At 69.5% G+C, this 14166-nt stretch carries 10 protein-coding genes and 1 pseudogene; 3 read left to right on the top strand and 8 right to left on the bottom strand.

Annotated features, from left to right (window positions below):
* Positions 1-10: 10 nt before the first annotated feature.
* Together QWU11_RS33145 and QWU11_RS33140 are read right to left on the bottom strand one after the other, a co-directional pair.
* Positions 11-550 carry a GNAT family N-acetyltransferase gene (locus tag QWU11_RS33145; RefSeq protein ID WP_290118429.1) on the bottom strand — a complete coding sequence of 180 codons (540 nt, stop codon included), beginning with the start codon at positions 548-550 and terminating at the stop codon, positions 11-13.
* A 4-nt stretch (positions 551-554) separates the two neighbouring features.
* The gene (locus QWU11_RS33140) at positions 555-2195 is read right to left on the bottom strand and encodes an XRE family transcriptional regulator (RefSeq protein ID WP_290118428.1); all 1641 of its coding nucleotides are present in this window, start codon (positions 2193-2195) and stop codon (positions 555-557) included.
* Positions 2196-2989: 794 nt separating this feature from the next.
* On the opposite strand from QWU11_RS33140, the gene QWU11_RS33135 reads away from it, so the two are divergent.
* Positions 2990-4003: a mechanosensitive ion channel family protein gene (locus QWU11_RS33135; protein WP_290118427.1), complete on the top strand. Its 1014-nt coding sequence runs from the start codon at positions 2990-2992 to the stop codon at positions 4001-4003.
* 12 nt (positions 4004-4015) lie between these two features.
* Positions 4016-4387 (top strand): annotated as a pseudogene (locus tag QWU11_RS33130) (globin); the annotation flags it as partial.
* 13 nt (positions 4388-4400) lie between these two features.
* Here the strand turns inward: QWU11_RS33130 and QWU11_RS33125 are convergent.
* Entirely contained in the window at positions 4401-5570 is a 1170-nt protein-coding gene (locus QWU11_RS33125; RefSeq protein WP_290118426.1) for an MFS transporter, read from the bottom strand.
* A gap of 24 nt (positions 5571-5594) precedes the next feature.
* Positions 5595-6668, bottom strand: coding sequence for a Gfo/Idh/MocA family oxidoreductase (locus QWU11_RS33120; protein ID WP_290118425.1), 1074 nt, complete (start codon positions 6666-6668; stop codon positions 5595-5597).
* An 86-nt stretch (positions 6669-6754) separates the two neighbouring features.
* Here QWU11_RS33120 and QWU11_RS33115 point away from each other — a divergent pair, with 86 nt between their 5' ends.
* Positions 6755-7348: a TetR/AcrR family transcriptional regulator gene (locus QWU11_RS33115; RefSeq protein WP_290118424.1), complete on the top strand. Its 594-nt coding sequence runs from the start codon at positions 6755-6757 to the stop codon at positions 7346-7348.
* Between the two features lie 58 nt (positions 7349-7406).
* Here QWU11_RS33115 and QWU11_RS33110 read toward each other — a convergent pair whose 3' ends face one another.
* The 4 genes from QWU11_RS33110 to QWU11_RS33095 all read right to left on the bottom strand — a co-directional run bounded on the left by QWU11_RS33110 (position 7407) and on the right by QWU11_RS33095 (position 12835).
* Entirely contained in the window at positions 7407-8807 is a 1401-nt protein-coding gene (locus tag QWU11_RS33110) for a S28 family serine protease (protein ID WP_290118423.1), read from the bottom strand.
* A 121-nt stretch (positions 8808-8928) separates the two neighbouring features.
* Positions 8929-9366, bottom strand: coding sequence for a thioesterase family protein (locus QWU11_RS33105; RefSeq protein WP_290118422.1), 438 nt, complete (start codon positions 9364-9366; stop codon positions 8929-8931).
* A gap of 183 nt (positions 9367-9549) precedes the next feature.
* A complete protein-coding gene (ettA, locus tag QWU11_RS33100) occupies positions 9550-11250 on the bottom strand; it encodes an energy-dependent translational throttle protein EttA (protein ID WP_290118421.1) in 1701 nt (566 codons plus the stop codon).
* Between the two features lie 310 nt (positions 11251-11560).
* Positions 11561-12835, bottom strand: coding sequence for a GGDEF domain-containing protein (locus tag QWU11_RS33095; protein WP_290118420.1), 1275 nt, complete (start codon positions 12833-12835; stop codon positions 11561-11563).
* Between the last annotated feature and the right edge of the window lie 1331 nt (positions 12836-14166).

The raw sequence follows: 14166 nt of genomic DNA, 5'->3' as shown, positions 1-14166 counted from the left end.
GCCCGCCCGCTCAGCGGGGCAGGCGTTTCTCGAAGTAGACGGTGACGGTCGCGCCGGTGACCTTGCGGTTGATCTCTCGCCAGCCCGACGAGCGATACAGCTCCATGGCCACCGGCTGTTTGACCGTCGTGTCGGCGTGCAGCACGCGATAGCCGAGCTCCACCGCCCGCTCTTCGAGCACCGCGACGATCGCCGCGCCGTACCCCCGGCCCTGCCGGTCCGGCCGGACCCGCAGGCGCACCATCTCGGCGATCACGTCGTTCACCCGCCGCAGGCCCCCGATCGCGGCGATCACGCCGTTGACCTCGCCGACCACGAACTCCCCGCCCGCCCGGAGGTAGACCTCCTCGATGTGGGCGAAGTCGTCGTCGTAGTAGACGCCGTCACCGGGGCGCAGGCCGACCTGCGCCAGGCACTCCTGGTGGAGGGCCAGCACCGTCGCGCCGTCCGCGGAGGAGTATCTGCGGATGCGCAGCGCCGCGAAGGTCCATACCGGGGGCTCCCTTCGCCTGCGCCGGGGCGCGGCGGCGGTACCCAGCACGCGCGCCACGGGCTCAGGTCTGCTTCTCGTCGACGGCCTTGACCGGTGTGGCCAGCACCTCGCGAAGCTCCGCGGCCGCCGTGATCTCGCCGTACTCCGCCACCGCGGCGCCGATGAGCTGACGGGCCCGCTGGGCGATGATGTCGGTGAACTGGCCCGGCGACAGGGCGAGGACGGTCTGTCTGGCCGTGTCGAGCGCCTCGTCCGGGGCGCCCTTCTGCAGGCGGCACCACGAGCGGTCCAGCGAGATCAGCGTACGGTCGAGCTCGGAGCTGGGCGGATAGAGCGTCAGGGCGCGGCGCAGCGACTCGTCGGCGTGCGTGTGGTCGCCCATGTTGGTGAGGGTGTCGCCGATGTGGAAGGCGAGCTGCCGCTCGGTGTAGCCGAACGCCGTGTCGGCGACGTGGTCCTTGCTCAGCTGGCTGAAGACGGCCTGCCCGCGGGCGATCGCGCGCTTGGCGCTGCTCGCGGCGTCGGTACGGCCGCGCTTGACGAGCATGCCGAGAGCGCGGGCCTCCACGATCGGGGCCATCGCCGCGGCGGCGCTCGGCGTACGGCCTGCGAGGTCCTGCGCGCGCCGGGCGAGGTGCAGCGACTCGCGAGGGTCGCCGTAGTACATCGGCACGAGCGCCTCGCGCACGCTCACCCACGAGCGGAGGCCGCGGTCGCCGGTCTCGTCGGCGGCCGTGCGGGCCGTACGGAAGAAGGATCGGGACAGGCGGTGGTCGCCGAGGTTGATCATGATCGCGCCGGCGAGCCCGGAGAGCTGGGCGGCGAGCCGGCACAGGCGCTCCTGCAGCTCGATCGGCTGCCGTTGCTCGCACATGCGGCGGACCTCGCTGAAGTCGAGCAGGACGTCGCAGAGCAGGCGGAGCGGTGGGGTCGAGGTGTACTGCTTGCCGTAACCGAGGGCGGTCTCCTCCCACTGGTCCAGCATCGTCGGGGAGACCGACGCCGTCACCAGTGTGTCGTCCATCCTGCGGCGGACACCGTCCACCGCCCCCAGGATCTGGCCATCGAGCGCCACGCCCGCTCCGGCCAGTATCTGCAGAAGGGTTCGCCGAAGCACTGTCTCCTCCTCCTCTCCGGCACCGCCACGGAGGTCCTCGGCGCGGTACTGGACCCCGGAGATGTGCGATGCGGAGAACGGTGGTCGTCTTGCGTTGTCGGTGAGGGGAACGCCGGGCCTGAGCACGACGTCCGGTTCGCGAGGGGAGACGACGCTCACGCCGCCTCGCGGCAGGCCGTGAGAGCGCCCGCAGACGCACGGCCCCGGTAACCCGAGGTCCGCCGGCTCCACGCGGTAGACCCGGCAGAGGTCGTGCTGATAGGCCGGACCGGGTCGCTTGTAGCCGCTCTCGTACGCGGACAGGAGCGTCTCGCCGAGCTTGGGCAGCGGTCGGCCGTCCAGCTCGTATAACGCCCTGACCTGGGCGACGACATCGGAGAGCGCGATGCCGTGCGCGAGGCGGTGCGCCTTGATCCGGGTGGTGCCGTGGATCGGCGCACATCCGTCGTGGATGTCCTTGGCGATCTCAGGTGGTGTGTGCCCCTGAGCGAGCCCGCGGGCTCGGATGACGCGGGCGAGTTCGGCTTCTTTTCGCGGAGGCTCCGTGTCGTTGCGAGAGGGGTCGGTCTCCGAAGGATCTGGCATTTCCGGCCTCCTCGGGTAAAAGACCCGACCGGTAATCGTGGCTTCGGGGGAGATATTTCTGTACGCAGCGTAACTCTAGTGTTGCCCTAAGCCAACCGATTCGTCGGAAACAACCATGAGAGTAGCTTCCGGAGATCCACCGGAGCGGAGGTTCCTCATGCGCCGGTTGAGAATCCTTCCCCCAAGTCGGGTGAATGTGGTCCATGAGCCCGGAATCTGCCCTTGACCAGGGCGCATGAATCTTGCGAGTCTCGCACCGCGTGACCGACCGCGTCCGCAGTGTAAGAGAGGATTTGGCGTAAATGCCGGATGAACGCCGGGTGGGATATCTCGAGAGACTCGTACGCGAGTTATGCGAACACGGTCTGATCGCCAGAGTGGTCCGCTCTCGCTCGGGGCCGGCCTTCTGCAGAGTCGTGAACCCCGACGCAGCGAGTCTTTCCGAAAACGTCATGTGCGCGCCGGCGCCCGGCGCCGCGGACCAGCCGCCCTGGTACTTCTGGTGGTCCTGGGGTGAGCCTTTACACGTCGTCGATGATCCCTCCGGGGCCGCCGTCAAGGTGGCGCGCGTACTGGAGGCTCATCGCGGCTAGGGGGCGACCGCGTCCCGCGGGGCCGTGACCGGTGGCGCGGACTGACCGGCCCCGCGGGACCCTTCGTAACGGCCGCTCCGGTGGTGGAGCACACACCGCAACCGGCCACCCGCACCTCCTCCTTCGCCTAACATCGGGGGTTGGCTCGCAGGCTAGGCGGCCCCAGGATCGGGGCCGACGGGGAGGGTTCCTTCTGTGCTCGTGTCATCCGCTTCCTCTGTACTGCCGTTCCTGGCGGACAAGGGAAAGGCGGTGGACTACTGCCGTCAGCCGGTCAGCATGGGGTGCCAGCTGACCTGGAACCTCAGCCACAACGGTCACGTCACCCACACCTACAGTGACTGGCTCGACGGCGACAGCCTGATCACGATGCTCCTGAAGATCATCCTGTGCGTGATCATCGCGCTGCTCCTGCGCCGTTTCGTGAACCGCATGATCACCCGCATCACACTGCGGATGGCCGAGGGCACGATGTCCGAGCGCATCCGCGAGCGCACCCGCACGATCTTCGACGGCAGCCCGGTGCTCGTCAGCGAGCGCCGCAGGCAGCGCGCGGAGACGATGGGGTCGGTGCTGCGCAGCATCGCCTCGATCATCATCCTCGGCACCGCCGCGATCACCGTGCTCGGCTACATGGGGCTCGACCTCACACCGTTCCTGGCCAGCGCGAGCATCATCGGCGTCGCCGTCGCGTTCGGCGCGCAGAACCTCGTCAAGGACTTCCTCACCGGCATCTTCATGCTGCTGGAGGACCAGTACGGCGTGGGCGACGTGATCGACGTGGGCGGGGCCAAGGGGACGGTCGAGGCCGTGACGCTGCGCACGACCCGGCTGCGCGACGTCAACGGCGTGGTCTGGTACGTCCCGAACGGCGAGATCAAGCGGGTCGGCAACGAGTCGCAGAACTGGGCCCGCGTCGTGCTCGACGTGCCGGTGGAGTACGACGTCGACCTCGACAAGGTCCGTACGATCCTGGCCGACACCGCCACGGCGATGGCCGTCGACCCGCCCTGGGACGAGGACATCATCGAGGACCCCACCGTGTGGGGCGTGCAGGCGCTGTCCGGCGAGGCGGTCGTCGTGCGCGTCGTCTGCAAGACCGCGCCGGGCCGGCAGGCCGAGGCAGCGCGCGAGCTGCGCGAACGCGTCAAGAAGGCGTTCGACTCCGCCGGCCTCAACGTGGCCACGTTCAAGCAGGACACCTCGGCCGCATAGGCTGGGCACGCCATGGCACAAGAAGTCACGTTCTTCGAAGCGGTCGGCGGCGAGGAGACCTTCCGCCGGCTCGTCCACCGGTTCTACGAGGGCATCGCGGACGACCCGCTGCTCCGCCCCCTCTACCCGGAAGAGGACCTCGGACCCGCCGAGGAGCGCCTTCGGCTCTTCCTCATCCAATACTGGGGCGGCCCGCGCACGTACGGCGAGCGGCGCGGCCATCCGCGGCTCCGCATGCGACACGCGCCGTTCCCGATCGGCGGGCCGGAGCGCGACGCCTGGCTGGCGCACATGCGCGACGCCGTCAACGAGCTGGAGCTCCCCGAGCCGCTGGAGAAGATGCTCTGGGACTACCTCGTCATGGCGGCGAACAGCATGATCAACAAGCTGGACTGACTCACGCGTCCTCGGCCTGCCCCGTACCCAGGCGGGCCGGGATCAGCGCCGCGGCGGCCAGCGGGAAGGCCACGACCGCCGCGAAGGCCGTGCCGTACGCCGTGCTCGTGACCAGCGCGCCGAGCGCCGGTGGGGTCGCGGCGGCCAGGAGGTTCTGCCCGGTGTTCTGGATGCCGAGCGCGCGGCCGGCCCACGAGCGCCCGGCGTACTCCGCCACCGCCGTGAAGGCGAGGCCGTTCGGGGTCACCGTGATCACCGCGGCCGCGAGCAGCGCGGCGACGGCGACGTCCGTGCCGGACAGCGCGCCGGCGGCCAGGACGAGCATGACGGCGCCGATGCCGACCGCGAGCAGGCGCATGGGCCGTACGCGGCTGCCCGCCCGGTCCGACCAGTGGCCGACGGCCAGCCGCGCGACGGCGCCGGCGACCTGGGCCACCGCGAGCACCCGTCCCGCGGTCGCGCCGTCCCAGCCGCGCTCGTCGACGAGATAGACGAGGGCGAAGGCGGAGACCGCGAACTGCGGCACGACGAGCAGCGCGCTGGCCGCGTGGATCCGCCACAGCACCGGCGTACGGTACGGCGAGCCGCCGCGGTGCCCGTCGCCCGCCTCCGGGCGCTCCGGGTCGCGTACGAGGATCGCCACGAGCAGGGCGGCGCCGAGGCAGCAGCCGGCCAGAAGGTACAGGCCCGCGGTCAGCCCCGCGCGGGCGGCCAGCGGCGGCAGGGTGAGCGCGGCCAGCCCGACGCCGAGCGGCTGCCCGGTCTGGCGTACGCCCATCGCCAGGCCGCGCTCGTGGGCGGCGAACCAGCCGAGGATCAGCCGGCCGCTGGCCGCGTGGATGGACGCGCCGCCCGCCCCGGCGACGAAGAAGCAGACGCCCAGCGCGCTCGTCGCGGACGTCGTGGTGGCGAACAGCAGCGACGCTCCGGCGACGGACAGGCCGGCGCAGAGGATGATCCGCTCACCCCAGCGGTCGGCGGCGATCCCCCACAGGGTGAGGGCGACGAGCAGGCCCGCGACCGGGCAGGAGATGAGGATGGCCGCCTCGCGGAGGGAGAGCCCGCGGTCGGCTCGGAGTGCGGGGATGAGGTACGGAAGACCGTACTGATAGGCGCATCCGGCGATCATCGCGAAGAGTCCGACAATAAGGATCAACCACCGCCTGTTCATACTGTGATACTAGTGTCTCATATATCAAGACAAGTCCCGGGTCTGACGGGTGCCCGTGGCGGCGGAGATCCTGATCGCGTCGAGCAGGCGGTGGAGCCGCAGGGCGTCGTCGAAGTCCGGGACGGTGTGCGCGCCGGTGCGCAGGTCGCGGGCCAGTTCCGCGTACAGCCGGGCGACGTTGAAGCCCTCCGCGGCCGGGTCGATCCCGTGGATCGGCCGCCCGGGGGTGCCCGTCCCCCGCAGGTGGAGCTCACCGATCTGGATGCCCGCCGCTCCGCCGGAGACGACGGCCAGGTCTCCTTCGGTGCCCGAGATCTCGATGCGGGTACCGTCGGCGCCCTCGCCGTCGTACACCTCCGCCGAAACGACGGCACCGCCGGCGAGGGTCGCTTCGAGGAGGAGACGGTCGGGACTCGTCGCCTCGACGACCTCGCCGGTCTCGGCCACGGTGGAGGTGCGATGCCGGATCTCCAGAGTGGCCGCGAGGTCGCGGATGTCGCCCAGCACGTACTCCAGTGCGTCGAGCGTGTGGCCGCCCGCGACCTCGAGCGTGCCCGCGGCGTTGTCGCGGTCGAGGGTGTAGGCCGCCCATGCGGGGATCCGCCCCCCGGCGCCCTTGCCACGGGCGGCGTGGACGGTGGCCGAGGTCACGCGCCCCACCCGGCCCTCGGCGACGAGCGCACGGGCGCCGGCGATCGCGGGGGCGTACCTCGCCTGGAGCCCGATCACGTGGTGGACGCCCGCGGCGCGTGCCGCCTTCGCGAGGGTCTCCGCCTCCTCGGTCGTACGGGCCAGCGGCCACTCGCAGTAGACGTGCTTGCCGGCGTCCAGTGCCGCCTCGACCAGCGCGGCGTGCGCGGGGACCTTCACGGTGATGACGACGAGATCCACCTCGGGGTGCCCGGCGAGTCGCCGGGCGTCGGTGAAGGCGTGCGCGGCACCGTACAGGCGTGCCGCCACCCGTGCGCTCTCGGGGCGGCTGGTGCCGACGGCGGTGAGCTCGTAGTCCGGCAGTGCGGTCAGGGCCGGGACGTGCGCCCGCGCCGCCCAGCCTCGCTCGGCGCTCGCGCCGATGACGCCCACGCGAATCTTCCTCATCTTCGGGCTCCCGTCTTAAACGGACACATCTGGTCCGCTTATGACCGTAGTCAACCGGACAAGATTGGTCCAGTTAGGATCGGCGCATGACCAGTGCGGTGGATCGCCTGCTCGCCGACGAGTCGGGCCGCCTCCCCCGGGCCGACGCGCGCCGCAACGCCGAGCGGCTGGTGAAGGCCGCCCGGATCGCGGTCGCCGAGGTCGGCGTCGGCGTGTCCGCGCACGAGATCGCGCGGCGTGCGGGCGTGGGCGTCGGCACCTTCTACCGGCGGATCCCGTCGCTCCAGGCACTTCTCGGGACGGTGCTCGACGAGATCCTCGTCGAGATCCTGGACCTGGCCGACCGCGCCCTCGACGACCCGGACCCGTGGAACGGGCTCCGCGTGTTCGCGGTGGCGTACGTGCGGCTGCGGGCCGAGAGCTGCGGGGTCGGCGAGGCGCTCGGAGGCGCCGGCGGGGACGCTCTGACCGTACGCCTGGCCTCGCTGCGCGACCGGATCCGGCGTCTGGTGGAGCGCGCCCAGTCGGCCGGCGTCATGCGCGCCGACCTCGCCTGGCAGGACGTGCCTTTCCTGTTCGCCGCCGCCGCGACGGGCGAGCGCACTCTGGACCTACAGGCAGATGATCAGCAGTGGGAGCGCAATCTCGGCGTCATCCTGGACGGGCTCCGTCCGGTCTGACCGCCCATGACGCGAAAACGCCCGGCCGGGACTCCCGGCCGGGCGTTTTGCGGATTTCCTACAGACGCGGGTGCTGTGCCAGTGCCGGGTCCTCGGTCACCTGCGGGCCGAGCAGGGTCTTGTTCTGCGGGGCGGACACGCCGGCCCAGCGGAGGACGTCGGCGGTCGCCTCGGCCTTCTGCGCCGCGGGGAGCGTCGCGATGAGCCGGCCGCTGTGGTTCAGGCCCGGCGACACGAAGACCTTCGAGTCACGGGCGTGCGGGCCGACACGGAAGGGCTCGGCGCCCCACGGGTCGTTCTGCCCGTACAGGAACAGCATGTGGCTCGCGCTGGTCTTCACCCAGCGGTCGATGTCGGGCATCACCGTCGGGTCGAACTTCATCGGGATGTCCCGCGGCACGTACGTCCGCGGCTGGTAGGTGCTCTCGTGGCGGAGCAGGGGGTGGAGGTACTTGAACGACGGCGACGGCCAGCCGAGCTGGGTGCCCGCCTGGTAGTAGTACGGGATGAACTGCTCCAGGCCCTGGTCGGTGTAGGTCAGCGCACCGGAGATCAGGTCGAAGTAGTTGTAGATGTCATCCGTCGAGGCGGTCGTCGCGGGGACGTCCGGGCACTCCGACTGCAGGTGGTACTGCCAGAAGGCCCACTCGAAGTCCATCACGGAGTTCTCGAAGGCCACGTCGACGCTCTTGATGATGTTCCAGGTGTAGCCCGCCTCCTGGGCGGCGGCGGTCATCCGCGCCTCCATCTCGGGGCGGCGCTTGAGCATCTCACGCTGGAGGTTCTCCAGGTCGACGCGGCACTTGGGGTCGGTACCGACCGTCTTGAAGAACTTGTCGTACGCGCTGTCTTCCTTGTTGTTCACGTCGTTCGGCGCGACGTAGGCCACCGTGCCGTCGACGTCGTTGGGGTAGTAGCGCTTGTGGTACGTGGCGGTCATGCCGCCCTTGCTCGCACCGGTGGAGATCCACTTGCCGTGGTAGATCCGCTTGAGCGCCTTGATGAGGTCGTGCTCGTCGGTGGCGGCCTGCCAGATGTTGTCCTTCGTCCACACCGCGGGCTGCGGGATCGACGGGGAGAAGTAGCGGTACTCCACCGAGATCTGGTTTCCGTCCACGAGCCCGGTCGGCTCGGAGAGGAACATCGTCCCGGGGGTGTTGTAGCCGCTCGTGTAGAGGACCATGGGACGGTCGTCGGACTTGTGCTCGAGCAGAATCCGCTGCTCGAACCAGCCCTTCTCCGGATGCCGATGGTCGACCGGCTGACGGTAGTTCAGCCAGAACCACCGGTAGCCCGTGAGGGCGGAGGTCTTCTCCTGCACCGTCATGCCGGGAATCGCCTTGAGCTGGGCCAGGATGTCGCCGTCGGTCGTGGCCGTTGCCGCGTGGGCGGTACCCGAGACGCCGCTGAGACCCGCCGCGAGCATCACGGCCAGCACCCCTCGTGAGACCTTCCGCATTGTCACCCCTTTGTGTCGCGCCAATAGGCAGGCGTGACATTACGGGCAAGAGGCCTTAAAAGGGATCTCCGCACGAGGTTGTTATTGAATTGTCGCCCTTTGACGGTGAGTCATGTACTGCTTACCGATATTGGTCGAGGAAGGCGCGTTCGCGCTGCGTGAGCCGCCGGGCGCGGGTCTTCTCCAGGTCGTACGCGACCATGACCGAGGTGGCCTGCACGTAGACGTGCCGGTCGTCCCGTATCTCGTAGGCGAGGCCGAACGACGCGGGCCGCACGTCGGTCACCCACGTCTCGACGCGTGCGGGATCGGGCCCGAACAGCATGGGGCGCCTGTAGTCGATCTCGTGGCGGGCGATGACGAGCCCGTTGAGCTGGTCGCGGTCCTCACGCATCGGGTCGAGCCGGAACATCGCGATGCGCGCGTCTTCGAGGTAGGTGAAGTAGCGGCAGTTGTTCACGTGGCCCAGTGCGTCGATGTCGCCGAACCGTACGTGGAACTCGTGGACGTGCCGCCGGGCCTCGTGAAGCCGGTCGACGTCGAGTGCTGGCTGAACCATCCGTGATCCATCTCAGGAGAGTGCGGGGGCGTTCCAGTGTCCCCTGCCGGGCTGGAGGCGCCGTACGGCGGGGTCGGCTTTGCCATCTTCACCGACCATTTAATCGGCGGCCTTTCGGCTGCCATAAATGGTTCACGCCGGGCGGCCCTTGGGCGCGCCCGGCGTGTTCTGCGGTGGTGTGGGTCAGCGGGTGAGTTTGCGGTACGTGACGCGGTGCGGGCGGGCGGCCTCGGCACCGAGTCGCTCGACCTTGTTCTTCTCGTAGTCGGCGAAGTTGCCCTCGTACCAGAACCAGGTGGAGCCCTCTTCCCACGCCAGGATGTGCGTGGCGATGCGGTCGAGGAACCACCGGTCGTGGGAGGTGATCACGGCGCAGCCGGGGAACTCCAGCAGGGCGTTCTCCAGCGAGCCGAGGGTCTCGACGTCGAGGTCGTTGGTCGGCTCGTCCAGCAGCAGGACATTGCCACCCTGCTTGAGGGTGAGCGCGAGGTTGAGCCGGTTGCGCTCGCCGCCGGACAGCACACCCGCGGGCTTTTGCTGGTCGGGACCCTTGAACCCGAACGCGGCGACGTACGCACGGCTCGGCATCTCGACCTGGCCGACCTTGATGTGGTCGAGGCCGTCGGAGACGACCTGCCAGACGTTCTTCTTCGGGTCGATGCCGCCGCGGCCCTGGTCGACGTAGGAGATCTGGACGGTCTCGCCGACCTTGAGCACCCCCTCGTCGGGCTTCTCGCCGTCGTCGGCCGCCTCGGGAGGCGCCCCGGCGCCGGCCTGGCCGACGATCATCCGGAACAGCGTGGTCTTGCCGACGCCGTTCGGCCCGATGACGCCGACGATGCCGTTCGGCGGCAGGGTGAAGGACAGGTCCTCCATCAGAAGCCGGTCGTCGAACCCCTTCGTGAGGTGATCCGCGACGATCACCGTCGTGCCCAGGCGCGGGCCCGGCGGGATCTGGATCTCCTCGAAGTCGAGCTTGCGGTACTTCGCGGCCTCGGCCGCCATCTCCTCGTACCGCTGCAGACGGGCACGGCTCTTGGTCTGGCGTGCCTTGGGGTTCGAGCGGACCCACTCGAGCTCGTCTTCCAGGCGCTTCTTCTTCTTGACGTCCTTCGCGCCCTCGACCTTGAGACGCTCGGCCTTCTTCTCCAGGTAGGTGGAGTAGTTGCCCTCGTACGGGTGGCAGCGCCCGCGGTCGAGCTCGAGGATCCAGCCGGCCACGTTGTCGAGGAAGTAGCGATCGTGGGTGACGGCGAGGACGGTGCCCTCGTACTTCTCCAGGAACTGCTCCAGCCACTGCACGCTCTCGGCGTCGAGGTGGTTGGTCGGCTCGTCGAGAAGGAGGAGGTCGGGGGCTTCGAGCAGCAGCTTGCAGAGGGCGACGCGACGGCGCTCACCGCCGGAGAGCTGGGTGACGGTCGCGTCCGGAGGCGGGCAGCGGAGGGCGTCCATGGCCTGCTCGAGCTGACTGTCGAGGTCCCAGGCGTTGCGGTGGTCGAGCTGCTCCTGGAGCTTGCCCATCTCGTCGAGCAGCTCGTCGGAGTAGTCGGTCGCCATCTTCTCGGCGATCTCGTTGAACCGGTCCAGCATCGCCTTGGTCTCGGCGACGCCCTCCTCCACGTTGCCCAGGACGGTCTTGTCCTCGTTGAGGGGCGGCTCCTGCTGCAACATGCCGACGCTGAAGCCGGGCATGAGCTTCGCGTCGCCGTTGGAGACCTGCTCGAGGCCGGCCATCATCCGAAGCAGGGTCGACTTGCCGGTGCCGTTGGGTCCGACGACACCGATCTTCGCCCCGGGGAGGAAGCTGAGGGTGACGTCGTCGAGAATGACCTTGTCACCATGCGCTTTGCGCACGCGCTGCATCGTGTAGATGTACTCCGGCATGTCCTCAAGCCTATGGCCTCTGAGATGGTGGCCTTACCGCTGCGAGCCGGTGTCGCGCGCCGGTCGGGCCTTTGGTGGGCGGCGGGCGCCTTGATTCGGGACGGACTCGCTCGGGGGTGGCCATATCTCCTTGCGGGCGTCGCGCGACATCCGGCCGAATGTGGCCCTTTGGTCTCGTGGCCGGGATACCGCGGACGGCCACGCCGTCGGTGAAAAGACCGCCGGCATTCGCGCGCCGCCATATGCCCGTGCCATCAGCCACGTACCAGGCAGTGTCTTGCGGCCGCTGAGCCCTCTCGCCTGCCTGGCGTCAGGCTTTTTGGGTGGCGGGGAGGCAGATTCGGTCGCGGCCGGATTCCTTTGCTCGGTAAAGGGCGAGGTCGGCAGAGGTGAGGAGTTCGAGCAGATCCTGGCCATGAGTTCTGAAGAGGGCGACTCCGACGGACACGGTGACGGTGACGGACTCGTCGTCGGCGGGGACGGACAGGCGGCGTACGCGGTTGCGGAGACGTTCGGCGACGCGGCAGCCCTCCAGGATGTCGGCGCCCGGGAGCAGTACGACGAACTCCTCGCCGCCGAATCTCCCGACGACGTCGTACTCGCGTAGTTGGCTCACCAAAGTGCCGGCCACGCCGATCAGGACCTGGTCGCCCGCCAGGTGTCCGTGGGCGTCGTTGACTCTTTTGAAGTGGTCGATGTCGATCAGCAGGAGGGCGAGCGACTCGCCGGTGCGGTTGGCGCGGGCGATCTCGGTGTCGGCCTCGCGCTGCCAGGCCGCGGCGTTGAGCAAACCGGTCTTGGCGTCCGTACGTGCCGCGGCCTGGAGCTGCTGATGCATCAGGCTGCGCTGGAGCAACATCACGGGCGGGAGCGCGACGAGGATCAGGAGAGGCGTGAGCGCGCAGGCGATGGTGACCAGGACGCCGAGGCAGAGTTCGACGGCGTCGAGGACCAGGTGCTCGCGGTTGCGGAGGTGCTCGTGCCAGCGGCAGCCGGGCGCGGAACTGTGCGCGGCGACCGCGACGATCGTGGTGTTGATCAGTGTGAACAGGACGGCGCAGCCGACCATCGCGGGGATGATGGCCTCAAGTTCGCCGAGCCACTGGGCGCTGCCGCTGAGCGGGTCGGGCACGACCAGGTGAAAGGCGGCCGACGCCGCGGCGCCGGCCAGCCCATGAGCGGCCGAGACGATCGCCCGGCGGTGCAACAAGGTCCGCCGGACACGCAGTTGCAGCAGGGCCTGCATCGGAATCGGGATCAACAGGGCGTACACAGGTGGCAGGAGCAATGCCACCGGGAGCCACCAGGCGGACAGGAGGTCCCGCCCGATGCCGGCCGGCATGCCGAGACGGCGGGACGCCTCGATGCAGATGGCCCCGGCGGCCATCAACGCGCCGAACGTGAGCAGCGCGTCCGTTCGCCACTCGGTCCGCGCCGCCAGGATGCCGATCAGCGCGAAGTGAAGCCCCACGACCACGGCGACGTACGCGATCACTGGAGCGGGCTGGGCCAGGAGCGGCCAGCGCCGAGGCTTCCTCGCCATGTCGCCCCGGTCCTCGGCGGCCGACTGATGCACTGCCGTCATCGTTCCCCCAACGGATCGGGCCGGAGCCGCGGGTACGGGCAGCCCTCTGGCTGAGGGCAGCCCCCGTCACCCGGTCATCGAATCACATTCAGTAATAGGATAGTTGCAATGTGTGCGGGGTGGGCAGGAAAAGCTGTACCTTCTTAGAGCGCCTGAGGGATGATGGGCGTACGCTCAGGCCCGCAGGCGCTCATCGCCCCCCTGAGTTGCCCCCCGTACCCGTCCGGTCCAGCGCCGGGTGGGACGCACCATTTCCGGAAAGGGAAATCAGGATGCGCGGAGTCTCCTGGATCTGACGCCGACAGGGCGTCAGTCCTGCCGTCCGCCCGACCCCGCTGGTCACCATCCATTCGGGACGAGCCACTACAAGCTGCACGTTCATCTGTACGCCACGCCTCCGGGCGCCGGCGCAAGAGGTGCCACGCCGACGACGTCCTCAACGCCGAATAAGGCGATCTTCATACCTCCGTTCGCTGCCACATACCGCTTCACGGGTCAAACGCCCGCGCGGCCCGTGGCCTGACGGGGGTAACCCACGAACCGATGATCGTGACCGTAGTCCGCTACACCTCTGGCCAGGCGGTTCAGTCGCCGCGGCGACAGGCCGGTTGGCGTGGGCTGGCCGACGGCAAGGCCACCGACGGACTGGAGATCGCCCAGCGACCGCAGGCGCCGGCGGCCCGTGAACCAACCTGACTCGTCAGCCGGATCGACCGCCCCGCAGGACCTGGCAACTACGAGACCCCGACAATGCGCAGCCAACGATCTGTGGGAACCATCCCTTGGGACGGGCCGACCCGCAGGACCAGGCGACGCCCACCACCTCGCCGATGCGCAGCACCCGGCGCCCCTGGAACCGCTCTCTTGGGACGGACCGACCCGCAGGACCAGGCGACCTTACGGGACCTGGCGATGTGCAGCACCCGGCGATCCGCCGGAACCGACCCATGGGACCTGGCAACCCGTGGATCCTGGCGCCCTGCGCTACCCGGCGACCCGCTGGGACCGACCCGTAGGAGAGGCCGACCCGCAGCGGCCCGGCAATCCCCTGGAACCGACCCGCGACACCCGGCGACCCGCAACTCGGTGACCCGCTGGAACCGGCCCGTGGGACCTGGCGGTCCGTGGGACGGGCGGGTGAGCTCCGCGCGCCCTGCCGGGCGCGCAATGGCCGGCCGGGGCTTACGGTGCTGTGAGTCGATGGCCTTTCGGGGCCGTCCGAGATCACCCAGGCAACTGGCCGTTTAGCGGCATCGGCAGCCCGGCATCCATTGGCAGGGTCCAGGACAGGGGCGCCGGCGTTTTGTGCTGCCGGTGCTCGGCGGCTGGGC

This window comes from Actinomadura sp. DC4, from assembly GCF_030406325.1.
GTDB lineage: Bacteria > Actinomycetota > Actinomycetes > Streptosporangiales > Streptosporangiaceae > Actinoallomurus.
The sequence above is the reverse complement of the archived record's forward strand: the minus strand, read 5'-3'. Positions and strand labels throughout refer to the sequence as shown.